The sequence below is a fragment of the Streptomyces sp. NPDC107538 genome, from assembly GCF_055657445.1.
In genome coordinates this window covers 130086-155016 of the sequence record NZ_JBVKAY010000018.1, presented here as the reverse complement: position 1 = coordinate 155016, position 24931 = coordinate 130086, and the positions used below count along the sequence as shown (strand labels likewise).

At 71.1% G+C, this 24931-nt stretch carries 26 protein-coding genes; 10 read left to right on the top strand and 16 right to left on the bottom strand.

All coding sequences use genetic code 11. From position 1 onward, the window contains the following. Positions 1 to 406: 406 nt before the first annotated feature. Positions 407 to 1048, bottom strand: a complete 642-nt coding sequence (locus ACZ7MG_RS38855; protein WP_471391401.1) for a DNA-3-methyladenine glycosylase — start codon at positions 1046 to 1048, stop codon at positions 407 to 409. A gap of 178 nt (positions 1049 to 1226) precedes the next feature. Here ACZ7MG_RS38855 and ACZ7MG_RS38850 point away from each other — a divergent pair, with 178 nt between their 5' ends. The 3 genes from ACZ7MG_RS38850 to ACZ7MG_RS38840 all read left to right on the top strand — a co-directional run bounded on the left by ACZ7MG_RS38850 (position 1227) and on the right by ACZ7MG_RS38840 (position 3268). Further along, complete coding sequence (locus tag ACZ7MG_RS38850) at positions 1227 to 2009, top strand: sporulation protein (RefSeq protein WP_471391403.1); 783 nt, start codon at positions 1227 to 1229, stop codon at positions 2007 to 2009. 61 nt (positions 2010 to 2070) lie between these two features. Continuing rightward, complete coding sequence (locus tag ACZ7MG_RS38845; RefSeq protein ID WP_471391406.1) at positions 2071 to 2610, top strand: YbhB/YbcL family Raf kinase inhibitor-like protein; 540 nt, start codon at positions 2071 to 2073, stop codon at positions 2608 to 2610. A gap of 151 nt (positions 2611 to 2761) precedes the next feature. Further along, entirely contained in the window at positions 2762 to 3268 is a 507-nt protein-coding gene (locus ACZ7MG_RS38840; RefSeq protein ID WP_471391409.1) for an HNH endonuclease, read from the top strand. Between the two features lie 150 nt (positions 3269 to 3418). Here the strand turns inward: ACZ7MG_RS38840 and ACZ7MG_RS38835 are convergent, their stop codons facing one another. The 3 genes from ACZ7MG_RS38835 to ACZ7MG_RS38825 form a co-directional block, all read right to left on the bottom strand. After that, positions 3419 to 4366: an SPFH domain-containing protein gene (locus ACZ7MG_RS38835; protein ID WP_471391411.1), complete on the bottom strand. Its 948-nt coding sequence runs from the start codon at positions 4364 to 4366 to the stop codon at positions 3419 to 3421. Positions 4367 to 4551: 185 nt separating this feature from the next. After that, complete coding sequence (locus ACZ7MG_RS38830) at positions 4552 to 4983, bottom strand: NfeD family protein (RefSeq protein ID WP_471391413.1); 432 nt, start codon at positions 4981 to 4983, stop codon at positions 4552 to 4554. Between the two features lie 145 nt (positions 4984 to 5128). Then, complete coding sequence (locus tag ACZ7MG_RS38825) at positions 5129 to 5920, bottom strand: ABC transporter ATP-binding protein (protein WP_471391416.1); 792 nt, start codon at positions 5918 to 5920, stop codon at positions 5129 to 5131. A 150-nt stretch (positions 5921 to 6070) separates the two neighbouring features. Here ACZ7MG_RS38825 and ACZ7MG_RS38820 point away from each other — a divergent pair, with 150 nt between their 5' ends. Further along, positions 6071 to 6856 (top strand): hypothetical protein, encoded by a 786-nt coding sequence (locus tag ACZ7MG_RS38820; protein ID WP_471391418.1) that lies wholly within the window; start codon positions 6071 to 6073, stop codon positions 6854 to 6856. Between the two features lie 260 nt (positions 6857 to 7116). Here ACZ7MG_RS38820 and ACZ7MG_RS38815 read toward each other — a convergent pair whose 3' ends face one another. From ACZ7MG_RS38815 to ACZ7MG_RS38800, 4 genes are all read right to left on the bottom strand, one after another. Beyond that, positions 7117 to 7356, bottom strand: a complete 240-nt coding sequence (locus ACZ7MG_RS38815) for a chaplin family protein (RefSeq protein ID WP_471391421.1) — start codon at positions 7354 to 7356, stop codon at positions 7117 to 7119. A 190-nt stretch (positions 7357 to 7546) separates the two neighbouring features. Beyond that, positions 7547 to 7795 (bottom strand): chaplin ChpE, encoded by a 249-nt coding sequence (gene chpE, locus ACZ7MG_RS38810; protein ID WP_257563315.1) that lies wholly within the window; start codon positions 7793 to 7795, stop codon positions 7547 to 7549. Positions 7796 to 7952: 157 nt separating this feature from the next. Then, positions 7953 to 8594: a response regulator gene (locus tag ACZ7MG_RS38805; protein WP_471391425.1), complete on the bottom strand. Its 642-nt coding sequence runs from the start codon at positions 8592 to 8594 to the stop codon at positions 7953 to 7955. Beyond that, the gene (locus ACZ7MG_RS38800; protein WP_471391429.1) at positions 8587 to 9732 is read right to left on the bottom strand and encodes a GAF domain-containing sensor histidine kinase; all 1146 of its coding nucleotides are present in this window, start codon (positions 9730 to 9732) and stop codon (positions 8587 to 8589) included. Before ACZ7MG_RS38800 ends, ACZ7MG_RS38805 begins: the two co-directional genes overlap by 8 nt. Positions 9733 to 9986: 254 nt before the next feature. Between ACZ7MG_RS38800 and ACZ7MG_RS38795 the strand changes: the two genes are divergently transcribed. From ACZ7MG_RS38795 to ACZ7MG_RS38785, 3 genes are all read left to right on the top strand, one after another. Continuing rightward, the gene (locus ACZ7MG_RS38795) at positions 9987 to 10682 is read left to right on the top strand and encodes an SDR family NAD(P)-dependent oxidoreductase (protein ID WP_471391432.1); all 696 of its coding nucleotides are present in this window, start codon (positions 9987 to 9989) and stop codon (positions 10680 to 10682) included. Then, positions 10679 to 11809: an S-adenosylmethionine:tRNA ribosyltransferase-isomerase gene (locus ACZ7MG_RS38790; RefSeq protein ID WP_471391435.1), complete on the top strand. Its 1131-nt coding sequence runs from the start codon at positions 10679 to 10681 to the stop codon at positions 11807 to 11809. The genes ACZ7MG_RS38795 and ACZ7MG_RS38790 overlap by 4 nt, the downstream gene beginning before the upstream one ends. A gap of 297 nt (positions 11810 to 12106) precedes the next feature. After that, on the top strand, positions 12107 to 12775 hold the full coding sequence (locus tag ACZ7MG_RS38785; protein ID WP_471391438.1) for a transglycosylase SLT domain-containing protein: 669 nt from the start codon (positions 12107 to 12109) through the stop codon (positions 12773 to 12775). A gap of 79 nt (positions 12776 to 12854) precedes the next feature. Here ACZ7MG_RS38785 and ACZ7MG_RS38780 read toward each other — a convergent pair whose 3' ends face one another. Next, positions 12855 to 15374, bottom strand: coding sequence for an ABC transporter ATP-binding protein/permease (locus ACZ7MG_RS38780; protein WP_471391441.1), 2520 nt, complete (start codon positions 15372 to 15374; stop codon positions 12855 to 12857). Between the two features lie 243 nt (positions 15375 to 15617). Here ACZ7MG_RS38780 and ACZ7MG_RS38775 point away from each other — a divergent pair, with 243 nt between their 5' ends. Further along, positions 15618 to 17804, top strand: coding sequence for a streptophobe family protein (locus ACZ7MG_RS38775; protein ID WP_471391444.1), 2187 nt, complete (start codon positions 15618 to 15620; stop codon positions 17802 to 17804). A gap of 241 nt (positions 17805 to 18045) precedes the next feature. Continuing rightward, a complete protein-coding gene (serB, locus tag ACZ7MG_RS38770) occupies positions 18046 to 19254 on the top strand; it encodes a phosphoserine phosphatase SerB (RefSeq protein WP_451266716.1) in 1209 nt (402 codons plus the stop codon). A gap of 135 nt (positions 19255 to 19389) precedes the next feature. Here serB and ACZ7MG_RS38765 read toward each other — a convergent pair whose 3' ends face one another. The 4 genes from ACZ7MG_RS38765 to ACZ7MG_RS38750 form a co-directional block, all read right to left on the bottom strand. Further along, entirely contained in the window at positions 19390 to 19908 is a 519-nt protein-coding gene (locus tag ACZ7MG_RS38765; protein WP_471391447.1) for a SixA phosphatase family protein, read from the bottom strand. Positions 19909 to 20005: 97 nt separating this feature from the next. Then, positions 20006 to 20230: a hypothetical protein gene (locus tag ACZ7MG_RS38760; protein ID WP_471391449.1), complete on the bottom strand. Its 225-nt coding sequence runs from the start codon at positions 20228 to 20230 to the stop codon at positions 20006 to 20008. Between the two features lie 235 nt (positions 20231 to 20465). Then, entirely contained in the window at positions 20466 to 20582 is a 117-nt protein-coding gene (locus ACZ7MG_RS38755) for an SGM_5486 family transporter-associated protein (protein ID WP_086757448.1), read from the bottom strand. A gap of 49 nt (positions 20583 to 20631) precedes the next feature. Then, positions 20632 to 22053 carry a CynX/NimT family MFS transporter gene (locus tag ACZ7MG_RS38750; protein WP_471391452.1) on the bottom strand — a complete coding sequence of 474 codons (1422 nt, stop codon included), beginning with the start codon at positions 22051 to 22053 and terminating at the stop codon, positions 20632 to 20634. Positions 22054 to 22123: 70 nt separating this feature from the next. On the opposite strand from ACZ7MG_RS38750, the gene ACZ7MG_RS38745 reads away from it, so the two are divergent. Next, positions 22124 to 22819, top strand: coding sequence for a FadR/GntR family transcriptional regulator (locus ACZ7MG_RS38745; RefSeq protein ID WP_471391455.1), 696 nt, complete (start codon positions 22124 to 22126; stop codon positions 22817 to 22819). Here the strand turns inward: ACZ7MG_RS38745 and ACZ7MG_RS38740 are convergent. The 3 genes from ACZ7MG_RS38740 to fabG all read right to left on the bottom strand — a co-directional run bounded on the left by ACZ7MG_RS38740 (position 22794) and on the right by fabG (position 24828). Beyond that, positions 22794 to 23144 (bottom strand): hypothetical protein, encoded by a 351-nt coding sequence (locus ACZ7MG_RS38740; protein ID WP_471391458.1) that lies wholly within the window; start codon positions 23142 to 23144, stop codon positions 22794 to 22796. The two genes, ACZ7MG_RS38745 and ACZ7MG_RS38740, sit on opposite strands and share 26 nt — an antisense overlap. Positions 23145 to 23337: 193 nt before the next feature. Further along, entirely contained in the window at positions 23338 to 24105 is a 768-nt protein-coding gene (gene fabI / locus ACZ7MG_RS38735; RefSeq protein WP_045560796.1) for an enoyl-ACP reductase FabI, read from the bottom strand. A 3-nt stretch (positions 24106 to 24108) separates the two neighbouring features. Then, complete coding sequence (gene fabG / locus ACZ7MG_RS38730; protein WP_471391460.1) at positions 24109 to 24828, bottom strand: 3-oxoacyl-[acyl-carrier-protein] reductase; 720 nt, start codon at positions 24826 to 24828, stop codon at positions 24109 to 24111. Positions 24829 to 24931 lie beyond the last annotated feature (103 nt).

The window sequence follows — 24931 nt, the reverse complement described above, 5'->3', positions numbered from 1 at the left end:
CAACATATCTGGCGTTGATTTTTGGCACGCTGTTGAGTTCTCAAGGAACGGACGCTTCCTTTGTACTCACCCTCTCGGGCTTTCCTCCGGGCTTTTCCCTTCGGTCTTGCTGTCTTGCGTTTCCGACTCTATCAGATCGTTTTCCGATCCGATTCCCTGTCGGGGGGATTTGCCTTTCGGCTGTCTTTGGCCTCTTGGTTTCCCGTGCGGCCTTTCGACATTCACTACGTTAGCCGATTCCCTCGGCAACTCATAATTGAGTGCTGCGGGCTGGAATCAGGGCATGCCTAATTCGCCCCCGCCGAGGGGATGTCGTAGGTAGTGGGTTGGCCGCTCTCGGCTGCTGGCTGATCGCCGTAACCGGTTCAAGCGGCTCGGGCTACGTTACGGATCGCCCAGGGGCGAGTCAAGTTGAGCGTCGGCGGGGGACGTGGGCGCGATACGGGCTGACTGTCGGGTCGTTGGCGATCCAGAAGCGCCAGGGGTGGACTCCGCCGTCCCCGGAGACACCGGTGCGGGGACCGTTGAGTACCTGGTCAGGGCTGACGGGGGTGCCGGTCAGGACCGTCAGGGGCGGGGTGTCCGGGGCGCAGGCGTCCGTGCCGTCCAGGGCTCGGTCCACGTCCAGGGCCGTGGCGAGGCGCGCGGGCCCTTTGGCCAGTTCTTTGTCATTTCGGGCCGAGATTCGACGTTTGCGGGCCAGGTCGGCACCTTCGGTGATCTCGCCGGCCCGCAGCAGAACCGCGCTCGCCCGGCCCTCCGGTCCGCACACCAGGTTCATGCAGTGCCACATGCCGTAGGTGAAGTAGACGTACACATGTCCGGGCGGACCGAACATCACTGCGTTGCGGGCGGTGGGCCCCCGATAGGCGTGGGAGCCGGGGTCGTTCGCGCCGTCGTAGGCCTCGACCTCCGTGATGCGGAGTTCGATCGGACCGTCCGGGGAGGTGCGGACCAGGACGCGTCCCAGGAGGTCCGGTGCCACCTCCAGTACGGGGCGGTCGAAGAACTCGCGGGCGAGGGGCGTACGGTCGAAGCTCGCGATCATGGCGTACGAGCGTAGTCCCCGGCGGGTGTGTGCCGACGGGTGGCCAGGTGGCGTCCTCACTTGGAAGGGTGGGGAAGAGGGAGGACGCGGAACCGGCGGCCGCCGGACTGCGTTTGTAGGGATCAAGGATCCACACCACACAGCTATATGCAGGCGTTGCCTGACGGGAGGAACAGATATGGGGTTCAAGCGGCTGCTCGCGAGCCTGGGAGCCGGTGGCGCTTCGGTCGAGACGGTGTTGACCGAGGTCAATGTCGTGCCGGGCGGTGTCGTTCAGGGTGAGGTGCGGATCCAGGGCGGCTCCGTGGACCAGCAGATCGAGGCGCTGTCCGTCGGTCTCCAGGCCAAGGTCGAGGTCGAGGGCCAGGACGCGGAGTACAAGCAGGACATCGAGTTCACCAAGCAGCGGCTCGGTGGTGCCTTCGAGCTGAAGGCCGGGGCGGTCCACGTGGTGCCGTTCGGGCTGGAGATCCCGTGGGAGACGCCGGTCACCACGATCCAGGGGCAGTCCCTGCCGGGCATGAACATCGGTGTGACCACGGAGCTGGAGATCGCGCGCGCGGTCGACTCCGGTGACCTGGACCCGATCAACGTGCACCCGCTGCCGGCGCAGCAGGCCCTCCTGGACGCCTTCATCCAGCTGGGCTTCCGCTTCAAGAACGCGGACATGGAGCGCGGTCACATCCGGGGGACGCGGCAGAAGCTGCCGTTCTACCAGGAGATCGAGTTCTACCCGCCGCAGCAGTACCACGGTCTGAACCAGGTCGAGTTGAGCTTCGTCGCCGACGAGCGCGAGATGGACGTCGTGCTGGAGATGGACAAGAAGCCGGGTCTGTTCAGCGAGGGCAGCGACTCGTTCCGCTCGTTCAAGGTGGGGCTGCACGACTACCAGAACACGGACTGGGCGGCGTATCTCAACCAGTGGCTGTCGGAGGTCGGCAGCAAGCGCAGTTGGTTCTAGGCTCGACCTGCTCGACACAACTGGAACCACACCTACCCCGGATCCATCAGGAGGTATCGAGGTGACCGAGCCGAAGAGGCCGCCGCTCCCCCACGATTTCCACCCGGTCGTGCCGTCCTTCACGGTCGCGAGCGAGGACATCGAGGCGGGTTCCACGCTCAAGGACGCCCAGGTCTACGCGGAGGGGAACACCTCGCCGCAGCTGCGCTGGGAGGGCTTCCCGCCGGAGACCAAGAGCTTCGCCGTGACGTGCTACGACCCGGACGCCCCCACGGGCAGCGGGTTCTGGCACTGGGTCGTGTTCGACATCCCGGCGTCGGTGACGGAGTTGCCGACGGGTGCGGGGTCGGGGAAGTTCGAGGGGCTGCCCGAGGGCGCCGTCCAGGTCCGCAACGACTACGGGACGAAGGACTTCGGCGGTGCCGCGCCGCCGCCCGGGGATCCGGCACACCGGTATGTGTTCACGGTGTACGCCGTGGATCAGGAGAAGCTCGGTCCGGATGCGGACGCCTCACCCGCCGTGGTCGGCTTCAACCTGCGGTTCCACACGCTGGCGCGTGCTCAACTCATCGGTGAGTACGCCGCTGTGGCGGAAAAGTAACGAAGCCGGACGTTCATTGAACGTTTGCCCGTCTCTGGTCTTGGAAGTGATCAGAGACGGGCATTTTTTATTGCGTTGTCCATCTCGGCGTGCCCGGCCAGAGTTGATCCAAGCCCGCCGGGGGGTGGGCTGGCACAGGAGGTGGGCTGGGATGCGGGACACGCTGGTACTGAACGCGAGCTTCGAGCCGCTGTCGACGGTGACGCTCAACCGAGCCGTCGTGCTGGTACTGCAGGACAAGGCCGTCGTCGAGCAGACCCACCCCGAGCTGCGCATGCGCGGAGCCGCGGTCGATATACCGGCGCCCCGGGTGATCAGGCTCTGCAGGTATGTACGGGTGCCGTTCCGAAGACAAGCGCCATGGTCGAGGCGGGGTGTGCTGGTACGCGACCGGCACCGGTGCGCGTACTGCGGTCGTCGGGCGACGACCGTGGACCACGTGGTGCCGCGGTCGCGGGGTGGTGGGGACACCTGGCTGAACACGGTGGCTTCCTGTGCCGAGGACAACCACCGCAAAGCGGACCGGACGCCGGAGCAGGCGGGGATGCTGTTGCTGCGGCAGCCGTTCGAGCCGACGCCGGCGGATGCGATGCTGCTGTCTCTGGGGCACGATGACTTCGATGCGTTGCCTGCGTGGCTTTCGCAGGGGGCCGCGTAGGGCTCCGCCGTTGAGCGCCGTTGGGGTTGCGGTTGGTTGCGGGCTGCGGGGGCGTTGTGGCTGATCGCGCAGTTCCCCGCGCCCCTTAGAAGCGAAAAGCCTGGGGCCCGCCTTCTGCTTCGAAGGCGGGCCCCAGGCTGTTGTGTGCGCTCAGTCGATCGCCGGCTTCTCTCGGCGGTCGCCGTTGCCGTCGGTGGGGCGGGGGACGGTGGGGCCGCCGCCCAGGTTGCCGAAGTTGCCCATGGCGCCGGAGAGGCCCTTGAGGGCGTCGCCGATCTCGCTGGGGACGATCCAGAGCTTGTTGGCGTCGCCCTCGGCGATCTTCGGGAGCATCTGGAGGTACTGGTAGGAGAGGAGCTTCTGGTCCGGGTCTCCGGCGTGGATGGCCTCGAAGACCGTACGGACGGCCTGGGCCTCGCCCTCGGCGCGCAGGGCGGCGGCCTTTGCCTCGCCCTCGGCGCGCAGGATCTGGGACTGCTTCTCACCCTCGGCGGTGAGGATGGCCGCCTGGCGCGTACCTTCGGCGGTGAGGATCGCGGCGCGCTTGTCACGGTCGGCGCGCATCTGCTTCTCCATCGAGTCCTGGATGGAGGTGGGCGGCTCGATCGCCTTCAGCTCGACGCGGTTGACGCGGATGCCCCACTTGCCGGTGGCCTCGTCGAGGACGCCGCGCAGGGCCGCGTTGATCTCCTCGCGGGAGGTCAGGGTCCGCTCCAGGTCCATGCCACCGATGATGTTGCGGAGGGTGGTGACGGTGAGCTGCTCGATCGCCTGGATGTAGCTGGCGACCTCGTACGTGGCCGCGCGGGCGTCCGTGACCTGGTAGTAGATGACGGTGTCGATGTTCACGACCAGGTTGTCCTGGGTGATCACCGGCTGCGGCGGGAACGGCACGACCTGCTCGCGGAGGTCGATGCGGTTGCGGATCGAGTCGATGAACGGGACGACGATGTTGAGGCCCGCGTTGAGTGTGCGCGTGTAGCGGCCGAACCGCTCGACGATGGCCGCGCTGGCCTGTGGGATCACCTGGATGGTCTTGATCAGGGCGATGAAGACCAACACCACCAGAATGATCAGGACGATGATGATCGGTTCCATGGTGTGCTCCCCGAGCCCTTCTCCGCCGTGTCGCTTCCGGAAGATCTTGAAAGTCCTCAAGATCCTGAAGATCTTATGCCTGTCGAGGCCGTTGAAGATCTTGTGGTCGAGTCTGGCAGAACACCGCCTGCCGGGTGGGTCGTTCAGGTCAGAGCGTCATCGGCTCGTGACCACGTCGTACGAGGTCACATGACGATCGCGGTGGCGCCCTCGATCTCCACGACGTCCACTTCCTGACCCACCTCGTAGGCCTGGCCGGTGTCGAGCGCGCGGGCGGACCAGACCTCGCCGCCCAGCTTGATACGGCCGCCCGCGCCGTCGACCCGTTCCAGGACGACGGCGTGTTTGCCCTTCAACGCGTCGATGCCGGTCGCGAGTTGGGGCCGTTGGGATCTGTGCCGGGCCGCGACGGGGCGGACGACGGCGATGAGCGCGACGGAGACGATCGCGAAGACGACGACCTGGAGTACGACTCCCCCGCCGAGCCCCGCGACCGCGGCGCCGGCGACCGCGCCCAGGGCGAGCATGCCCAACTCGGGCATCGCGGTCACGACGAGGGCGATACCGAGCCCGGCCGCGCCGATCAGCCACCACACCCATGCGTCGATGCTGTCCACAACGGCCATGGTAGAACCGCGATCCGCCCGCCGAACAGAGCGCCCGGTCAAAGATCGCGTACAGAGGGCACCCAAGTCGGGTGCGCCCGGGCCCGGTTGTGGCACTGGGGCACCCGACTTGCGGAAGATCGGGAGAAGTTGGAGGTCAGGTGAGCGGCAGGCCGTGGGCGGTCCAGCGCTCGCCCATCTGCTCGACGACGAGCGGGAGGCCGAAGCAGAGGGAGAGGTTGCGGGAGGTCAGCTCCAGCTCCAGCGGACCGGCGGCGAGGACCTTGCCCTGGCGGATCATCAGGACGTGGGTGAAGCCCGGGGGGATCTCCTCGACATGGTGCGTGACCATGATCATGGAGGGGGCGATCGGGTCGCGGGCGAGCCGGCCGAGTCGGCGTACGAGGTCCTCGCGGCCGCCGAGGTCGAGTCCGGCAGCGGGCTCGTCGAGGAGCAGCAGCTCGGGGTCGGCCATCAGGGCGCGGGCGATCAGGGTGCGCTTGCGCTCGCCCTCGGAGAGGGTGCCGAACTTGCGGTCGACGTACTCGGTCATGCCGAGGCGGTCGAGGAAGGCGCGGGCGCGCAGCTCGTCGATCTCCTCGTAGTCCTCGTTCCAGGTGGCCGTCATGCCGTACGCGGCGGTCAGCACGGTCTGCAGGACGGTCTGGCGCCTCGGCAGCTTCTCCGCCATGGCGATGCCGGCCATGCCGATGCGGGGGCGCAGTTCGAAGACGTCGACCTTGCCGAGGGTGTCGCCGAGGATCGTGGCGGTGCCCTTGCTGGGGTAGAGGTAGCTGGAGGCGATGTTCAGGAGGGTGGTCTTGCCGGCGCCGTTCGGGCCGAGGATGGCCCAGCGCTCGCCCTCCTTGACCGACCAGGAGACCTGGTCCACCAGAGCCCGGCCCTCGCGGACCACGGATACGTCCTCCAGCTCCAGAACATCGCTCATGAGCGCGCTGTCTCCCCTTGCAGTGTCGGCCTGTCTCGGCTGTCGCGTACGCCTGTGGTTGGAGCCACCGCCGGGTGGGCGCAGCCCTCAGGGAAATCTACGCCACCGGTCGGGCCGTCCATCCCCTCGGTCGGTCCTTAGGGTGGGGGCATGCTCTCGGAACCACGTTCAGGACGCCTTGCCTCATGGGGAAACGCCCTTCTTGCCGGACTTGTCTCGCCGGATGACGCGGTGCTCGCGATCGTCGGGCAGGACGCGGTGCATCGGGTGGAGGGGTTGCCCGGTGAGCCGGGGCCCGTCGGGCTGACGCTCGGGCTGGGGCGGTTGCGGGCGCTCGGGGTGACCGGGCTGCGGGTCGCGCTGCCCGCGGCGGGGCATCCGCTGGGGCTGAGCGGGCCGCCGGAGTTCAACAAGCGGGCGCTGGAGGCGGAGGAGGCCGTCGTCTGTCACGGGGGTGCGCTGGGGCTGGTGCCGGAGGTGTACTCGGTGGGGCCCGCGGGCGACGAGCATGTGGAAGTCGTCTGGCACTGCCTGGAGGTACGGGAGGCGCCGCCCGCCGATGTGCCGTCCCTCGGGGAGGCCGAGCGGGAGTTGGCGGAGGCATTGCGGGAAGCGACCGCGGTGTTGTCTCGGCTGGACGTCGCCGCGTCGGGGCCGGTGGCGGAGGCGGCGATCGACGCGTACCGGGCGCGGGCCGAGCGGGGGCGGGAGGTGTTGGCGCCCGGGTATCCGCCGCGTGCGGTGCGGGTGCTGGAGCTGGCGCAGCGGGTGGGGTTGCTGATCGCCGTGGCGTTCGAGAACGGGGACGGTGGGGCCGTGAGCGCCTCCGAGATGGCCTCACGGAGCGCCGCGCTGCGGCCGGTGGAGCGGACGGCTCGGCGGGCGCAGGTGGCGGCGTACAACGCGTTCGTGGAGGAGCGGGAGCGGGGGCGGTAGTTCGGGCCGGTGCGCTGGGGCCTTGGCCGTGCGTTGCCCGGTGGGTGCGCTGGGGCCTTGGCTGTGGGTTGCCCGGCGGCTGTGGCTGAGGCGGGCGGGGTTTCGCTCACCGGCGCTTGCCGGGTGCCGCTGCGCCCACCCGTGCCGCCCCAGCGGCACGATTGCCCGCAGTTGGGAAGGGGGCGCGGCCTGGCGCGCCCGCGCACAGCAGAACGCCCCGCCGACCCTGAGGGTTGGCGGGGCCCCGTACGGCGTGAACGTCAGTGGTTGGCCGTGAGGTTGCCGAAGGTGGGGTTGAGCGCGGCGATGAGGTTGGCGCTGAGGCCGGTGACCGTGACGGGGACGTCGACGGGGACCTGGACGTCGAGGCCGGAGCCGACGCCGGGGGAGTGCACGGCAGCGCTGTCCGCGGACGAGTCGGCGACGGCGGCGCCGGACGAGGCGCCCGCGGCGAGACCGGCGGCGGTGACGGTCAGGGCGGCCTTCTTGGCGAAGTTCATGAGCTGCGTTCCTCCTGCGTCGTACGTGTCCGGCCCGCCCGCGGGCCGTGCGCTGATCAACGCCGGGCGGACACACGGTGGCACGGACGATCGAGGGGAACTGCCGGTTCGGCGCATTGGGGTGACAACCTGACCGGCCTCCCAGGGGCGCCTGGAAGGCCGGTGGTCACTGGTGCTCCGGGGCGGAACGTCAGTGGTTGACACCCAGGTTGCCGAAGGCCGGGTTCAGGATGCCGACGACGTTCACGCTGTTGCCGACCGCGTTCACGGGGATGTTGACCGGGGCCTGGATGACGTTGCCCGAGACGACGCCCGGCGAACCGATGGCCTTGCCGTCGGCGTGCGCGCCGCCGTCGGTGGCGGAGGCCATACCGGCACCGGCGGCGACGAGGCCACCGGCCACCATCGTGACAGCGGCGGCCTTCTTCAGGTTCTTCACTTTGAGCCCTTCCTTGCGATCACTGCGGCGGTCGCACGCAGCACGCACTGAAGAACGCGGGCGGTCCCGGCAGGATGCGCCGTCCGGGGGACATACACCCGACAGTATGAATCTCAGCCCGGAGCGGAACCCTCCATGTTGCCGGACAATCCGACCGTCATCCGGCCACACCGTGGCGTACCGCCCACAGCGCGGCCTGGGTCCGGTCCGCCAGGTCGAGCTTCATCAGGATGTTGGAGACGTGGGTCTTCACCGTCTTCTCGGAGAGCACCAGCGCGCGGGCGATCTCGCGGTTGGAGCGGCCGTCGGCGATCAGGCCGAGCACCTCGCGCTCCCGCTCGGTGAGGGAACCGCCTCTCCCCTGCCCGGAGTTGGTCTCCTCCTGGGACAGCAGGGCGTCGGCGACCTCCGGCTGGAGGAGGATGTGGCCGGCGTGCACCGAGCGGATGGCGCCGGCGAGGGCGTCGGGGTCCACGTCCTTGTAGACATATCCGGCGGCGCCGGCGCGCAGGGCCGGGACGACCGTGCGCTGCTCGGTGAAGCTGGTGACGATGAGCACGCGCGCGGGGTTGGCCAGTTCGCGGAGCTTCCTGAGGGCCTCGACGCCGTCCATGCCGGGCATCTTGACGTCCATCAGGACGACGTCGGGCCGCAGTTCCTCGGCGCGGGCGACGCCCTCGGCGCCGTCGGCGGCCTCGCCCACGACCTCTATGTCGTCCTGCACCTCCAGGAAGGTGCGCAGGCCGCGGCGGACCACCTGGTGGTCGTCGACGAGCAGGACCTTGATCGCGTCAGCCACCGGGGACCTCCATCTCGATCGTGGTGCCCTTTCCGGGCGCCGATTCCACGGTCAGCCGGCCGCCGACCCCGCTCGCCCGGTCGCGCATGGAGACCAGGCCGAGGTGGCGTCCGGCGCGGCGTACGGCCTGGGTGTCGAAGCCGGTGCCGTCGTCGGTGACCCGCAGGACGGCTCCACCGCCGTGCCGGTCGAGGGTGACGTCGACTTGTTCGGCCCCCGAGTGCCGCAGGGCGTTGTGCAGGGCCTCCTGGGCGACGCGCAGCATGGCCTCCTCCTGGGCGGCGGGCAGCGCGCGGGCGCCGCGGCCGGAGAAGGTGACGCGGGCGCTGTGGGCGCGGTCCAGGACATGGACCTGGGTGCGCAGGGTGGCGACCAGGCCGTCCTCGTCGAGTCCGGCGGGGCGCAGTTCGACGACGGCGGCGCGCAGTTCGTCCGCGGCCTCGGCGGCGAGGGCGGCCACCTGCTGGAGTTCGCCCTTGGCGCGGGAGGGGTCGCGGTCGACGAGGGCGGCGGCGGCCTGGGCGGTCAGGCGCAGTGAGAACAGCTTCTGGCTGACCGCGTCGTGCAGTTCGTGGGCGAGCCGGGAGCGCTCCTCGGCGATGGTCAGCTCGCGGCTGCGCTCGTAGAGGCGGGCGTTGGTGAGGGCGATCGCGGCGTGCTGGGCGAGGATCGAGAGGAGTTCCTCGTCCTCCTCGGTGAAGCCGCAGCCGCCGTCGGGCTTGGGGCAGCGCTTGTTGGCGAGGAAGAGGGCGCCGATGACCTCGTCGCCGTCGCGGATGGGCAGGCCCAGGAAGTCGATCAGGTCGGGGTGGGCGCTGGGCCAGCCCTCGAAGCGGGGGTCCTCGCGGACGTCGGCGAGGCGCTCGGGGGTCGCCTCGTGGAGCATCGCGGCGAGGATGCCGTGCTGGCGCGGGAGGGGGCCGATGGCCTTCCACTGGGCGTCGCTGACGCCGTCGACGACGAACTGGGCGAAGCCGCCGTGGTCGTCGGGGACCCCGAGCGCGGCGTACTCCGCGTCGAGCAGCTCACGCGCGGAGGCGACGATCGTCTTGAGGACGTCACGCACCTCCAGGTGTCTGCTCATGGCCAGCAACGCGCTGCTCACCGCGGCGAGGCCGGACCGTGGACCTTGACTCATGACCTCACCGTACCGGCGGGGTCCGACAGCGCGGATCGGACCGCCGGTGGCCCTGGCGGGGTCCTCGGACCTAGGCCGGGAGCCTACGACCGGGCCTAGGCCTGGCCTAGGCACCGGTGGTCGGCCCGGTGGCCTAGGGCGAAGGGCCCCGGTGCTCTGCGGCCCGCGTACGAGGCGGCGGGGGCGGTCCCGTTCCTACGTTGGGATCACCGCCGACCGGTCGGGAGGCGGCCGAGGACGAGAGGGCGGTTGTCATGCCGGTAGCGATCATCACGGGGGCGTCGAAGGGGCTGGGCCGGGCACTCGGCGCGGCGCTGGCGGAGCGCGGCTGGGCTCTGGTGCTGGACGCCAGGACCGCCGGGGTCCTGAAGGAGGCGGCGGCGGAGCTGGCGGCGTACGGGACGCGGGTGGAGGCCCTGCCGGGCGATGTCACGGACGCCGGGCACCGCGCGGAGCTGGTGGCGGTGGCGCGGGCGCTGGGCGGGGTCGATCTGCTGGTGAACAACGCGAGCGCGCTGGGCGCCGAGCCGCTCGTACGGCTGGAGGGGCTGGCCCTGGACGGGCTGCGGCGGGCCCTTGAGGTCAATGTGGTCGCGGCGCTGGGGCTGGTCCAGGAGGCGCTGCCGCTGCTGCGGGCCTCGGGGGCGGGCGCGGTGATCGGCGTCAGTTCGGACGCGGCGGCCGAGGCGTACGGGACCTGGGGCGGGTACGGGGCCTCGAAGGCGGCGCTGGACCAGCTGTCGGCGGTGCTGGCCGAGGAGGAGCCGGGGCTGCGGGTGTGGGCCGTCGATCCCGGGGACATGGGCACGGACCTGTACGCGGCGGCCGTACCGGACGACGACGATCCGCGGCCGAGCCCGGCGAGTGTGGTCCCGGCCTTTCTGCGGCTGCTGGACGAGCGCCCGGTCAGTGGCCGCTACGGGGCTCCTTCCCTGCTGGAGGTGCGATGACGACGGCGACGGTGCGGGTCCCGGAGGAGCTGCACGCGCGCGTGCCCGCCGAGCAGCGCGGTCCGGGGCGGGACCGGGACGGCGTACGGATGCTGGTCTCGCGGGGCACGGATGTGTCGCACCACGCGTTCGCGGCGCTGCCGGGGCTGCTGAGGGCGGGGGATCTGCTGGTCGTCAACACCTCGCCGACGCTGGCGGCGGCGGTGGACGGGAGGGTCGGGCACGCGCGCGTGGTGGTGCATTTCTCCACGCGGGGCGACGACGGGCGGTGGGCCGTCGAACTGCGGGATCCGGACGGGCGCGGCACCACGCGCGCGCGTGCGGGCGGTCCGGCGGGGACGGTGGTGCGGCTTCCGTGTGACGTACGGCTCGTCCTGGAGGAGCCGCTGAGCGAGCGGGGCGAGCGGCTGTGGTGGGCGCGGGTGTCGCCGTCGGACGTCGCCGGGGTGGGGGGCGTCACGGCGGCCGTCGCCGGGATGCTCCGGGAGCACGGGCGGCCCATTCGGTACTCCTACACGGAGCGGGACCAGCCGCTGTCCGTGTACCAGACGGTGTTCGCGCTGCCGGCGGAGGACGGGGCGGGGAGCGCCGAGATGCCGAGTGCGGGGCGGCCGTTCACGGCGCGGCTGGTGGCGGAGCTGGTGAGCCGGGGGGTGCAGTTCGCGCCGGTCACGCTGCACACGGGGGTGGCGTCGGCGGAGGCGCACGAGCCGCCGTATCCGGAGCGGTTCGCGGTGCCGGAGGCGTCGGCGCGGTTGATCAACGCGGCCGGGGCGGGGGGCGGCCGGGTGATCGCCGTGGGGACGACGGCGGTGCGGGCCGTGGAGTCGGCCGCCGGGGACGACGGCGTCGTCCGGGCCCGGGAGGGCTGGACGGATCTGGTGGTGACGCCGGGGCGCGGGGTGCGGGTGGTCGACGGGCTGCTGACCGGGCTGCACGAGCCGGAGGCCTCGCATCTGCTGATGCTGGAGGCGGTCGCGGGGCGGGCGGCGATCGACCGGGCGTACGAGGCGGCGGTCGGGGGGCGTTATCTGTGGCACGAGTTCGGCGATGTGCACCTCATCCTGCCGGGAGAGGCGCCATGGAAAGGTCCTCACACAGAGCATTGCGCCAGCAACTGCCGGTGAGACCGGGGCCCGGCCCATGTGAGCCCTCCCATAGGGCGCGCATCACGTACGAACCTGCCTAGGAGAGGGATAAGGGTGGTTTGAGCGGGAGAGACGGGTTGGTCTGTCCCGTTTTGCCGTTTCCGCTCCAACTATCGGGGATCGTACGTCACACCTTTGCCACACGATTTTGCGGCCGCTAAGAATTGCTGCTGTCGCTCGACGCCGCGGGTCGCCCCGCGGCGTTTGTGCTGGAAGAGAAGTGTCCCCACCCGGCACGAGAGCGACCTCCGCGCTATTCGAAGAGGTCCCTCACTCATGCTCAAGAACGTCAAGAAGAACCCCGGCCACAGTCTCGCGCTGACCAAGACCCACAAGCTCTCGCTCGCCGGAGTGGCCGCCTTCGGTGCCGCCGCCCTCGCGTTCTCGCTGGTGCCGGCCGAGGCTCAGACCGCCACGCAGACCGTGTCCGCGGCTCCGGCGGCGTTCAGCCAGAACCCGGCCACGGCCGCGAAGGCCAGCGTCACGAACCAGGCCGCCGACGCCGACAAGAAGGCCGCCGCCGCTGCCGCGAAGAAGAAGGCCGAGCAGGAGCGCGCGAAGAAGGAGGCGGCCAGCCGGTCCGCCCAGCGCGCCAAGGTCGCCAAGGCCGCCGCGAAGTCGTACCCGAACAACCTCGACGGCTGGATCCGCGAGGCGCTCGACATCATGAAGAAGCACAAGATCCCGGGCACCTACCACGGCCTGCACAAGAACATCATGCGGGAGTCCTCGGGCAACCCGAACGCCATCAACAACTGGGACATCAACGCCCAGAACGGCGTCCCGTCGATCGGTCTGCTGCAGGTCATCAAGCCGACCTTCGACGCCTACCACGTCCCGGGCACGAAGAAGAGCCAGTACGACCCGGTCGCCAACCTGACGGCCGCGGCGAACTACGCCGCCGACCGCTACGGCTCGATCGACAACGTCAACAGCGCGTACTGAGGCCCGCGCGGGACCTCTGAGAACGTGGAAGGGCGGCACCCGGTGCGGGTGCCGCCCCTCGTTCGTCAGTGTCCCCCGGTCACTTGCGCATGACCTCGGGCTCGTGGCGGCGCAGGAAGCGGGCCACGAGGACCCCGCAGATCACGCCGAGCACGATGAGGGCGATCATGTCGAGGCTGTAGGCGCCGACCGTGTGGTCCCACAGCGGGTCGGTGTCGCCGGCCTCCTTGGGCGGGCTGATGTTGTTGAAGTCCAGCGTGGCACCGGCGGCGGCGACCGCCCAGCGCGACGGCATCAGATACGAGAACTCGTTGACGCCGGGGCTGCCGTGCAGGGCGAAGAGGCAGCCGGTGAAGACGACCTGGACGATCGCGAACATCACCAGCAGCGGCATCGTCTTCTCGGCGGTCTTCACCAGCGAGGAGATGACCAGGCCGAACATCATGGACGTGAAGCCAAGGCCCATGATCGGGATGGAGAGTTCGAGCATCACGGCGAACTTGCCCTCGCCGAAGATCAGCGCCTCGTCCGGGATGGTCCGGCTGGAGAACCCGATCGCGCCGACCATCGCGCCCTGGAACACGGTGACCGCGCCGAGGACGATCACCTTGGACATCAGGTACGCCGAGCGCGACAGGCCGGTGGCCCGCTCCCGCTCGTAGATCACCCGTTCCTTGATCAGTTCTCGTACGGAGTTGGCGGCGCCCGCGAAGCACGCGCCGACCGCGAGGATCAGCAGCACCGTGGTGGCCGTGCCGTTCGGGACGGGCAGGCCGGTCGCCTTGTTCACCCCCCGCACCAGCAGGTCCTTGTCCGGGTCGATGAGCAGGCTCACCGCGCCGAGGACGGCCGGCAGGATCACCGTCAGCGCCAGGAAGCCCTTGTCGGAGGCGATGACGGAGACATAGCGCCGGACCAGGGTGCCGAGCTGCGACATCCAGCCCTGCGGCTTCGGCGGACGCATCGCCTGTGGCGGCGGCATGTGCACCGACTGCGGGGCGACGGCGTCGATGTCCGCGGCGTACATCTGGTAGTGCTGCGAGCCCTTCCAGCGGCCCGCCCAGTCGTAGTCGCGGTAGTTCTCGAAGGCGGAGAAGACGTCGGCCCAGGTGTCGTAGCCGAAGAAGTTCAGCGCCTCCTCGGGCGGACCGAAGTACGCCACCGAGCCGCCGGGGGCCATCACCAGGAGCTTGTCGCAGATCGCCAGCTCGGCCACCGAGTGGGTGACCACCAGGACCGTACGGCCGTCGTCGGCGAGACCGCGCAGCAGCTGCATGACATCGCGGTCCATGCCCGGGTCGAGGCCGGAGGTCGGCTCGTCCAGGAAGATCAGCGACGGCTTGGTCAGCAGCTCCAGGGCGACCGAGACGCGCTTGCGCTGGCCGCCGGAGAGCGAGGTGACCTTCTTGTCCTTGTGGATGTCGAGCTTCAGCTCGCGCAGCACCTCGTCGATACGGGCGTCGCGCTCGGCGGCCGTGGTGTCGGCCGGGAAGCGCAGCTTGGCCGCGTACTTGAGGGCCTTCTTGACGGTCAGCTCCTTGTGCAGGATGTCGTCCTGCGGGACCAGACCGATGCGCTGCCGCAGCTCGGCGAACTGCTTGTACAGGTTCCGGTTGTCGTAGAGGACGTCGCCCTGGTTGGCGGGGCGGTAGCCCGTGAGCGCCTTGAGCAGGGTGGACTTTCCGGAGCCGGAGGGGCCGATGACCGCGATGAGCGACTTCTCCGGGACACCGAAGGAGACGTCCTTCAGGATCTGCTTGCCGCCGTCGACGGTGACCGTCAGATGGCGCGCGGAGAAGGAGACGTCACCGGTGTCGACGAACTCCTCGAGCCGGTCGCCGACGATACGGAACGTCGAGTGGCCGACGCCGACGATGTCGTTCGGGCCGAGGAGGGCCGTGCCGCCCTTGGCGATCGGCATACCGTTGACGAACGTGCCGTTGTGCGAGCCGAGGTCACGGATCTCGAAGCGCCCGTCGGGCGTCGCGTGGAACTCGGCGTGGTTGCGCGAGACCTGGAGGTCGGAGACCACCAGCTCGTTCTCCAGCGCACGACCGATCCGCATCACCCGGCCGAGGGCCAGCTGGTGGAACGTGGTCGGGCTGCGGTCGCCGTAGACCGGCGGCGCCCCCGCGCCACCACCGGGGCCCTGCTGCGGGAAGCCCTGCTGCTGCGGGACCTGTGCCGCCGGCGGCTGCTGCCAGCCCGCCTGCGGGGCCTGCTGCGGCGGTGCCTGCTGGCCGGCGTATCCGGCGCTCGCGCCCTGTGCCGCGTACGGCTGCTGCTGGGGCTGCGCGACGGACGCGGCGGTGCCGGAGAGGCTGAGTCTCGGGCCGTCGGTCGCGTTGCCCAGGTGCACGGCCGAACCGGGGCCGATCTCCAGCTGATGGATCCGCTGCCCCTGCACGAAGGTGCCGTTGGTGCTGCCGTGGTCCTCGATCACCCAACTACGGCCGCCGAAGCTGATCGTGGCGTGACGCCAGGAGACCCTGGCGTCGTCGAACACGATGTCCCCCTGCGGATCACGTCCGAGGGTATATGCCCTGGACGGATCGAGCGTCCAGGTTTGTCCGTTCAATTCCAGTACGAGTTCCGGCACTCCATGCCCCACTGAGTTGTCCCCCGAATTACCCCCAACACAGGGAGTCTAGGGATGTCGAACATCGGGGGGAACTATTTCAGGCTCGACCCCCTGACCGAAAGTCGGGCCTTGTGAAGAGAACGTACGGGGGCATCTCCCCGTCCCGTTGACGGGGTTGAAACCGGGCCGGAGAGTGGTAATCCCACGCGAGGGGGACATCAGCGGTGCAACGCCGCGATGCGGATCGGGGGGGGTCCGACCATGAGCGACCGGAATGCAGGCCAGGGCAGGCGTGTGCCGTGGGGGGACGTCGTGTTCTCCGCGATCGCCGCCGTGAGCTGGGCGTTGATCGGGATGGCGGCCACGGCGGCGCTCGGTCTGCGCCTGCTGGAGGCCGACTCGGCGGGCGAACTCGGGCCCATGACCGCGGCGGTTGTGGCGCTCGGGGCGGGTGGGTCGGTGACCCCGTCCGGCGATGTGTCCGTCTTTGGCCTGGAAGGCGCGCAGGCCACCACTGCCATCGAGATCACGCCACTGGGTGTGGGCCTGGTGGGAGCGCTCCTGCTGTCGTGGTTCTTCCTGCGCTCCCTGCGCGGGGCGGGAGTTGTGATCTCCTCCGCCGAACTCCTCGCGCGCGTGGGCACGGTGCTCGCGCTCTTCGTGGCGCTGATGGGCGGACTGGCCTGGGCGGGCAACGCCGTCGTGACCCTCGACGGCGGTCAGCTCGGCATCGACGAACAGCTGCCGGGCGGCGGCGACCTCGACAACGTGGAGATCCCCGGACTCGGCGACCTCGGGGACATCGGCGGCGGTCTGCTGCCGGACCGCCTGGGTGACCTGGCCGACGCGAACGCCCGGGTCGGCTTCACGGTCGACACCGTGCCGACCCTGCTCGGCGGCCTGACCTGGTGCCTGGGTGTGCTGGTCATCGCCCTCCTGGCCTCTCGCCGCACGCCCCTGCCGGCCGCCCTCGACGCACTGCATCGGGTCGTACGGCCGGCCGTGTCCGCGGTGGTCACCGTGCTGCTGGTGGCGGTCCTGGCCGGGCTCGCGGCGTCGGCGTACGCGGCGATCGGCGACCCGCATCCGAAGCGGATCGCCGGCGCGGCCTTCCTCGGCGCGCCCAACGGGGTCTGGCTGGGCGTCCCCCTCGGCCTTCTCGTCCCCTGGGACGGCAGGGCCACCGGGGCGCTGGCCGATCTCCTGCCCGACCCGCTCGACGAACTCCTCCGGGTGAACGCGGACGAGCCCGTCACGCTCGGCCGTCTCGCCGAACTGGACGGCCGGGTCTGGCTGTTGGGCCTCGCGGCGGCGCTCATGATGCTGTACGCGGGGGTCCTGGCCGCCGTGCGTACGCCTTTCGTACGGGCCTCGGCCGCCACCGCTGCCGGGGGTGGGCCCGGTCCGGATGTACGGGGCGGGGGTGCGCTCGGCTTCGTCGCGCGCTGCGCGCTTCGGCTCGGGCTCGCGACGGCGGTGGCGCTGCCGCTGCTCGTCCGGCTGACGGAGCTGTCGGTGGACGCCTCGCTGGCCGTGTTCGGCATCGACGCGTTCGACGCGGGGATCGAGCTGCGCGGGCAGGCCGCCATGGCCCTGCTGCTGGGCGCGCTCTGGGGCGCGGGTGCGGGGGCCGCGGGGGCGGTCCTGGCCTGCCTGACCCGCGCCGCCGGGTTGCGGGCGTCGCCGTGGGCGTGGGGTGAGGTGGGTTGTGGGGGCGACGGCGGGGCGGCGGCTGCCGGGGTCCATGAGACCTCGGGTTCCGCCTCGGGACCGTACACCCCGGGCGCTCCGTACCGGCCGCCGAACCCGGACACCAATCCGTATCTGCGGCTGCCGGACGAGCTGCGGAGGGCGCCGGGGGCGCGGGATTCCGGGGGGCCTGGGGAGGCCCGGGGGCGCGGGGAGTCCTGGGGGTCCAGGGAGTCCTGGGGGTCCGGAGAGACGCGGGGGCCCGGAGAAGCCCGGGGGCCCGGAGAGACCCGGGGGCCCGGGAGCGGTGGTCGGGGGGCTTCGGGTTCGCGGGAGGCCGGGGAGGACGGGCCGTGGCCGGGGGCCCCGGGGGGCCGTGGTGGTTCCGGGGTGCGGCCGCCCGATGTGTACGGGGCGCCGACGGTGGTGCGGAGGGTCACGCCTCCGCCGCGGCGGCCTGGGTCGGGGGCGGGCTCAGCGTCAGGGGCGGGGTCGGGGACGAGGTCGGGGCCAGGGCCAGGGCCAGGGCCAGGGCCAGGGCCAGGGCCAGGATCAGGATCAGGATCAGGGCCAGGGCCAGGGCCAGGGCCAGGGTCGGGGACGAGGTCGGGGCCGGGGGCGGGGGCGGGGTCGAGGTCGGGCGCCTGGCCGCCACCGCCACCGCCACCGCCACCGCCACCGCCACCGCCACCGCCACCGCCACCGGCGGAGGAAGGGCCACCGCCGCCTCCTCCACCACGAGGGCCCCGGGGGCGTTGAGACGGGACGGGCCTGTCCCTCACCGCCAGCACCACGGCCCGAGCTAGCTTCTCCTCCCCCTCCCCGCCCGCGGGGCCCGGGGCGTTGAAATGGGACGCGGGCGGGGGTGATCCTGTGCAGGTGTTCCGGGGCGTCGTACACGATCCGGGTGCGCTTCAATCGCCGGTAACCCAGTGTTCTCCGTCCGCTGGGCGGACCTCAGGGGCAAAAGGCGCGGGGCGCCGGATACGGTTGGCACATCATGAGCGCTTCGCAGACCTCCTCTGACACGCCCACTCTCCTCGTCAAGATCTTCGGCAAGGACCGGCCGGGTATCACCGCCGGGCTGTTCGACACCCTCGCCGCGTACTCCGTCGACGTGGTCGACATCGAGCAGGTCGTCACCCGTGGCCGGATCGTGCTGTGCGCGCTCGTGACCGAGCCGCCCGCCGGACAGGAGGGCGACCTGCGGGCGACCGTCCACAGCTGGGCGGAATCGATGAAGATGCAGGCGGAGATCATCTCCGGCCTGGGCGACAACCGGCCCCGCGGCCTCGGCCGCTCCCACGTCACCGTTCTCGGCCACCCGCTGACCGCCGAGTCCACCGCCCGTATCGCCGCCCGGATCACCGCGACCGGCGGCAACATCGACCGTATCTTCCGGCTCGCCAAGTACCCGGTGACGGCCGTCGAGTTCGCGGTCTCCGGTACGGAACCGGAGACGCTGCGCACCGCGCTGGTGACCGAGTCCGTCGCGCTGGGCGTGGACGTGGCCGTGGTCGCGGCGGGGCTGCACCGCCGGGCGCAGCGCCTGGTGGTCATGGACGTGGACTCCACGCTCATCCAGGACGAGGTGATCGAGCTCTTCGCCGCGCACGCCGGCTGCGAGAAGGAGGTCGCCGAGGTCACCGAGGCCGCGATGCGCGGCGAGCTGGACTTCGAGCAGTCGCTGCACGCGCGCGTGGCGCTGCTGGAGGGGCTCGACGCCTCGGTGGTGGAGAAGGTGCGCAGCGAGGTCCGGCTCACGCCGGGGGCGCGCACGCTGATCCGTACGCTGAAGCGGCTGGGCTTCCAAGTCGGCGTCGTCTCGGGCGGGTTCACCCAGGTCACGGACGATCTCAAGGAGCGGCTGGGCCTCGACTTCGCGCAGGCCAACACGCTGGAGATCGTCGACGGCAAGCTCACCGGCAAGGTCGTCGGGGAGATCGTGGACCGCGCGGGCAAGGCGCGGCTGCTGCGCCGGTTCGCCGCCGAGGCGGGCGTGCCGCTGGCCCAGACCGTGGCCATCGGCGACGGCGCCAACGACCTCGACATGCTCAACGCGGCCGGTCTGGGCGTCGCCTTCAACGCCAAGCCGGTGGTCCGCGAGGCCGCGCACACGGCGGTGAACTTCCCCTTCCTCGACACCGTGCTGTACCTCCTCGGGGTGACCCGGGAAGAGGTCGAGGCGGCGGACACGCACGACGAGTAGCCGCGCGGACGCACAGCGCGGGCGAGGGCGCACAGCGGGGCGAGGCGCACGGAAAGGCCCGGCACCAGGTGGTGCCGGGCCGCTGTCGTGCCGGGCCGCTGTCGTGCCGGGTGCCGATGAGGCCGCGCGGCCGGGCTACTCCGTCGGCGCCCAGTAGTCGGCCAGCGTGGCCCCGCCCGGCTCCAGGCTCTTCCAGGCGCCCTCGAAGGTGAGGACGGCGAAGGCTGCGGCCGGGAAGCCGAGGCGGTTCATCCGCTCGCGGGCGTCGCCCTCGGCGCTGCCGGCGAGGATGTCGGCGAGGCCCTGGATCCCGGGGTTGTGGCCGATCAGGACGACGTTCTGCGCGTCGTCCGGGGTTTCGTTGAGCAGGGCGATCAGCTCGCCGGGCGAGGCTTCGTAGATCCGCTCCTCGTAGACCGTTTTCGGCCGCTCGGGCAGCTCGTGGACGGCCAGCTTCCAGGTCTCGCGGGTCCTGACGGCCGTGGAGCAGAGGGCGAGGCCGAGGGGGATGCCGGAGTCTGCCAGTTTGCGCCCGGCGACGGCGGCGTCCATACGGCCCCGGTCGGCGAGCGGCCGTTCGTGGTCGGAAACCTGCGGCCAGTCGGCCTTCGCATGCCGGAAGAGGACGATCCTGCGGGGTTCTGCGACGCTCATGCGTCCCAGCTTCGCACGAAACAGGCCATGGGGCGCAGGGAGTTGAAGTGCGGATACCCGAGACCGGTACAGGTGATTCCGGCGGGCTGGCCGCTCGTCACGGTGTGTGGTTCAGCAGGGCCTGCTGTATCCACTCCAGGAGGTGGGCGATCGCGGGGTCGCCGCTCGCCGCCTGGGCCTGCGCCGGGTTCAGGATCAGCAGCAGGAGGGCGGCGAAGCCGAGCGCGGGCAGGGCGACCGCCCACCAGGGCAGCCGGATGTCGACGCCGGTCGTGGGCGCCGTGGGCGCCGGGTGGGGCCGGGTGTGCGTAGGGGCCGACATGCCGCCTCCGTGGTCTGCGAGTGGGCTGTGGCCCGTCCTCCCGGCCACATCTCGAAGCTACGGAATGCGAGCGCCCCGTCCCATCCGGTGATCCACCCACTTCACCCTGAGACTCGCCCCCTAGGGGACGGGGGGTTATCCCCACCCCGGAGAGCACCCGGCGAGCACCCGACAAGCCCCGGCGGCCACGCCGCCGATCTTCTCGCCGGTCACGCCGACGCGACCGCCGTACCGCTCACGGTGACGCGATGACCGCGATGATCCCGATGACGACGAAGATGGCGAGGAACGAGCCGAAGACCAGGAGCATCTTCTTCTGGCCGTTCTGGGGGTTCGGGTCGAGCACTGGCATGCGCCCAGTCTCCCACCCCCGACCCGCCTAGGAGCCCCCGGGGTGTCCCTCAGCGGCCCGCCTCGTCCTCCACCACCCGGTCGCGGCCCGCCAGGACACCCACCGCGATCTGCGGGAGCATCAGGGCCGCCATGAGGGCGAGGGGCAGGCCCCAGCCGCCGCTGTGCTGGTACAGGACGCCGACGAGGAGCGGGCCGGGGATCGAGATCAGATAGCCCGTGCTCTGGGCGAAGGCCGACAGCTTGACCACGCCCGCGCCGGTCCTGGCCCGCATACCGACCATGGTGAGCGCGAGCGGGAAGGAGCAGTTGGCGATGCCTATGAGCAGCGCCCATGCCCAGGCTCCCCCGGCCGGGGCGAGGTAGAGGCCGCCGTAGCCGAGGAGCCCGCAGACGCCGAGGACGACCGCGATCGGCCCCTGGTGGGGCAGCCGGGTGGCGAGCCGGGGGATCACGAAGGCCAGCGGCACGCCCATCACCATGGTGACGGCCAGCAGCAGCCCCGCCGTGCCGGCCGGGACCCCCGCGTCCCGGAAGATCTGCGCCATCCACCCCATCGTGATGTAGGCGGCGGTCGCCTGGAGCCCGAAGAACACGGCGAGCGCCCAGGCGGTACGGCTCCGGGTGATCCGGAGGACGGGCGCGTCCTCGCGCGCGGGGGCCGTCCCGGCCGGTGCCGCCCCACGCGCGGGGGCACCCTCGGCCCTCCGCTCCCCCACGCGCGCGGAGGCACCCTCGCCCCGCCGCTCCCCCACGCGCGCGGGGGCCACCCGCTCGGCCGGGCGTGCGCCACGGTCGCGGTCCCGCACGAAGGGCAGCCAGGGCAGTACGGCCGCCGCCGCGAGACCCGCCCAGACCGCGAGGCCGGTCTGCCAACTCCCGCCCAGCGCCGCGGTCATGGGCACGGTGACGGCGGCCGCGGACGAGGTGCCGAGGGCGAGGGCCATGGAGTAGAGGCCGGTCATGGAGCCGACCCGGTCGGGGAACCAGCGCTTGACGATGACCGGCATCAGCACGTTGCTGACGGCGATACCCATCAGGGCGAGGGCGCTCGCGGCCAGGAAGCCGGCCGTACCGCCGGCGTACGGCCGCAGCAGCAGACCGCCGGCGATCGCGACCATGCCCGCGCAGACGACGGCGGCCGGGCCGAAGCGGCGGGCGAGCCGGGGTGCCATGACGCCGAAGAGTGCGAAGCAGAGCGGCGGCACGGAGGTGAGGAGGCCGGCGACGCTGCCGCTCATGCCGAGCCCCACGCGCACCTCTTCGAGGAGGGCGCCGAGGCTGGTGATGGCGGGACGGAGGTTGAGGGCGGTCAGGACGATGCCCACGACCACCAGCCGTGTCGCCCACGCGCGCGTGGCCGACGCCGGGGGTTCGGCCGCGGCCCGGTCGGACACGGGTGTGCCGGACAGTGCCCGGTCCCGTGTGGATGTCGTCGTCGCCATCTCCTCGCTCACCATGACACCCATCATAGAATCATGGGATGATTGGTTGTCCATGGCCCGACTGCTCCAGGTCGGCCACTGCGTGCGAAGGTGTGCCATGCCGCTGAGCCATCCCCGCCGATCGGCGCTGTCCGAGCAGGTCATCGCCGCGCTGCGGAACCAGATCACCTCGGGCGAGTGGCCGGTCGGCTCCCGCATCCCCACCGAGCCCGAGCTGGTCGAGCAACTGGGTGTCGCCCGGAACACGGTCCGCGAGGCCGTCCGCGCGCTCGCGCACAACGGTCTGCTGGACATCCGCCAGGGCTCCGGCACCTATGTCGTCGCGACCAGTGAACTCGCGGGCGTGATGCATCGCCGCTTCGCGGGCGCCGACCCGACGCACATCGCAGAGCTGCGCGCCGCCCTGGAGTCGAGCGCCGCGAAGCTGGCCGCCGAGCGGCGCACCGAGAAGGACCTGAAGCAGCTCGACACGCTCCTGGCCCGGCGTGAGGAGGCGTGGGCGTCGGGCGACGCGGAGGCCTTCGTGACCGCCGACGCGACCTTCCACCTGGCCGTCGTCGCCGCGTCCCACAACGACGTCGTGACGACCGTCTACGCCGACCTGGGCGAGGTCCTGCGGGACTGGCTGCGCGGCGACGTGGGCGAGGAGCTGACCCCGGAGACGTACATGGACCACACCCGGCTCATGGACGCGATCCGCGCGGGCGACGCGGAGACCGCCGCGGCGGAGGCGGCCGGGTACCCGTTCCACTGCCGTCCGGGCCGGGTCAGTCCGCCCCCCTCCGGTGGCTGAACCACACCGACCGCACTTCCTTCCAGCAGCGCCCGGTGAGCCGTACGGTCCGCGCGGGCGCCGTCTCGACGGCCGCGCTGTCGCTGTCGATGTCCCACCACCGCGCGCACTCGATGTGCAGCCGGACGTGGTCGACGGCGGCGTGGGGGTTGAAGCAGTGCGCGACCACCTGGGAGCCGGTGACGGTGCTGCGGCAGGCCGCCCCGAACGGATCGGGCTTGGCGTCGTCCGCCACTACGCGCGCGTGCGGTGCCGATTCGGACGGGAGGGTGAGGACGAGGGCCAGGGCGACGACAGCTGGGGCGACGCTGCGGGAGATGCGCACAAGGGGGACCTCCTCGGCCGATCGGCTGAGCGGTGCACGTCCAGCGTGCGCGGCACCCGGCCCCGGCGGCCCGCCGGATGAGCCGAACGAGTGATGATCCCGGCGGACAGGAGTACGGCGAGGGCGCGCACCCGAATGGATGCGCGCCCTCGGACCGGCATACGGTCTGAAGCGGAAGTGGGAGCGGTGGCGCTCAGGCGCCGATCGCGTGCAGCCCGCCGTCGACGTGGATGATCTCGCCGGTGGTCTTCGGGAACCAGTCGCTGAGCAGCGCGACGACACCGCGGCCGGCCGGCTCGGGGTCCTTGAGGTCCCACTCCAGCGGCGAACGGTCGTCCCACACGGCGGCCAGCTCGCCGAAGCCCGGGATGGACTTGGCGGCCATGGAGGCGAGCGGACCGGCGGAGACGAGGTTGCAGCGGATGTTCTGCTTGCCCAGGTCACGGGCGACGTAACGGCTGGTGGCCTCCAGGGCGGCCTTGGCGGGGCCCATCCAGTCGTACTGCGGCCAGGCGAACTTCGCGTCGAAGGTCAGACCGACGACCGAGCCGCCGTTCTGCATCAGCGGCAGGCAGGCCATGGTCAGCGACTTCAGGGAGTACGCCGAGACGTGCATCGCGGTGGCGACGGACTCGAACGGCGTGTTGAGGAAGTTGCCGCCGAGGGCGTCCTGCGGGGCGAAGCCGATGGAGTGCACGACGCCGTCGAGGCCGCCCAGCTCCTCACCGACGATGTCGGCCAGCCGCCCGAGGTGCTCGTCGTTGGTGACGTCCAGCTCGATGACCTTGGTGGGCTTGGGGAGCTTCTTGGCGATGCGCTCGGTCAGCGTGGGCCGGGGGAAGGCCGTGAGGATGATCTCGGCGCCCTGCTCCTGGGCCAGCTTGGCAGTGTGGAAGGCGATGGAGGACTCCATCAGCACACCGGTGATCAGGACGCGCTTGCCCTCGAGAATTCCGCTCATGGTTCAGTGACCCATTCCCAGTCCGCCGTCTACGGGGATGACGGCTCCAGTGATGTACGAGGCGTCGTCCGAGGCGAGGAACCGCACCGTCGCGGCGATCTCCTCGGGCTGCGCGTAACGACCGAGCGGCACCTGCTTGACGATGCCCTCGCGCTGCTCGTCGGTGAGCACCTTGGTCATGTCGGTGTCGACGAAGCCGGGGGCGACGACGTTGAAGGTGATGTTGCGCGAGCCCAGCTCACGGGCGAGGGAGCGCGCGAAGCCGACCAGGGCGGCCTTGGAGGCGGCGTAGTTGGCCTGCCCCGGCGAGCCGAACAGACCGACGACGGACGAGATGAGCACCACACGGCCCTTCTTGGCGCGCAGCATGCCGCGGTTGGCGCGCTTGACGACCCGGAAGGTGCCCGTGAGGTTGGTGTCGATGACCGAGGTGAAGTCCTCCTCGGACATCCGCATCAGGAGCTGGTCCTTGGTGACGCCGGCGTTGGCGATCAGGACCTCGACCGGGCCGTGCTCGGCCTCGATCTCCTTGTAGGCCTGCTCCACCTGCTCGGGGTCGGTGATGTCGCACCTGACGGCCAGGCAGCCCAATTCTGTGAGGGCGGCCGGCGGCTCCCCCGAGCGGTAGGTGATGGCGACCTTGTCGCCGGCGTCGGCGAACGCGCGGGCGATGGCGAGGCCGATGCCCCGGTTACCTCCGGTGACGAGAACCGAGCGGCTCAACGGATCACCCTTTCGATAGGGGTCTGACGCATCCGCCCAGATCTGGCTAGCAGGCGGCTTACCTCGAAACCTATCGGTCCGCATCCGCGCACGGGCATTCGGG

Bases quoted from the DNA above. Each gene is read 5' to 3' on its own strand.
- ACZ7MG_RS38855 (WP_471391401.1), bottom strand. From the start codon at position 1,048: ATGATCGCGAGCTTCGACCGTACGCCCCTCGCCCGCGAGTTCTTCGAC.
- ACZ7MG_RS38850 (WP_471391403.1), top strand. From the start codon at position 1,227: ATGGGGTTCAAGCGGCTGCTCGCGAGCCTGGGAGCCGGTGGCGCTTCG.
- ACZ7MG_RS38840 (WP_471391409.1), top strand. From the start codon at position 2,762: ATGCGGGACACGCTGGTACTGAACGCGAGCTTCGAGCCGCTGTCGACG.
- ACZ7MG_RS38835 (WP_471391411.1), bottom strand. From the start codon at position 4,366: ATGGAACCGATCATCATCGTCCTGATCATTCTGGTGGTGTTGGTCTTC.
- ACZ7MG_RS38825 (WP_471391416.1), bottom strand. From the start codon at position 5,920: ATGAGCGATGTTCTGGAGCTGGAGGACGTATCCGTGGTCCGCGAGGGC.
- ACZ7MG_RS38820 (WP_471391418.1), top strand. From the start codon at position 6,071: ATGCTCTCGGAACCACGTTCAGGACGCCTTGCCTCATGGGGAAACGCC.
- ACZ7MG_RS38815 (WP_471391421.1), bottom strand. From the start codon at position 7,356: ATGAACTTCGCCAAGAAGGCCGCCCTGACCGTCACCGCCGCCGGTCTC.
- ACZ7MG_RS38800 (WP_471391429.1), bottom strand. From the start codon at position 9,732: ATGAGTCAAGGTCCACGGTCCGGCCTCGCCGCGGTGAGCAGCGCGTTG.
- ACZ7MG_RS38795 (WP_471391432.1), top strand. From the start codon at position 9,987: ATGCCGGTAGCGATCATCACGGGGGCGTCGAAGGGGCTGGGCCGGGCA.
- ACZ7MG_RS38790 (WP_471391435.1), top strand. From the start codon at position 10,679: ATGACGACGGCGACGGTGCGGGTCCCGGAGGAGCTGCACGCGCGCGTG.
- ACZ7MG_RS38785 (WP_471391438.1), top strand. From the start codon at position 12,107: ATGCTCAAGAACGTCAAGAAGAACCCCGGCCACAGTCTCGCGCTGACC.
- ACZ7MG_RS38775 (WP_471391444.1), top strand. From the start codon at position 15,618: ATGAGCGACCGGAATGCAGGCCAGGGCAGGCGTGTGCCGTGGGGGGAC.
- serB (WP_451266716.1), top strand. From the start codon at position 18,046: ATGAGCGCTTCGCAGACCTCCTCTGACACGCCCACTCTCCTCGTCAAG.
- ACZ7MG_RS38765 (WP_471391447.1), bottom strand. From the start codon at position 19,908: ATGAGCGTCGCAGAACCCCGCAGGATCGTCCTCTTCCGGCATGCGAAG.
- ACZ7MG_RS38760 (WP_471391449.1), bottom strand. From the start codon at position 20,230: ATGTCGGCCCCTACGCACACCCGGCCCCACCCGGCGCCCACGGCGCCC.
- ACZ7MG_RS38755 (WP_086757448.1), bottom strand. From the start codon at position 20,582: ATGCCAGTGCTCGACCCGAACCCCCAGAACGGCCAGAAGAAGATGCTC.
- ACZ7MG_RS38750 (WP_471391452.1), bottom strand. From the start codon at position 22,053: ATGATGGGTGTCATGGTGAGCGAGGAGATGGCGACGACGACATCCACA.
- ACZ7MG_RS38745 (WP_471391455.1), top strand. From the start codon at position 22,124: ATGCCGCTGAGCCATCCCCGCCGATCGGCGCTGTCCGAGCAGGTCATC.
- fabI (WP_045560796.1), bottom strand. From the start codon at position 24,105: ATGAGCGGAATTCTCGAGGGCAAGCGCGTCCTGATCACCGGTGTGCTG.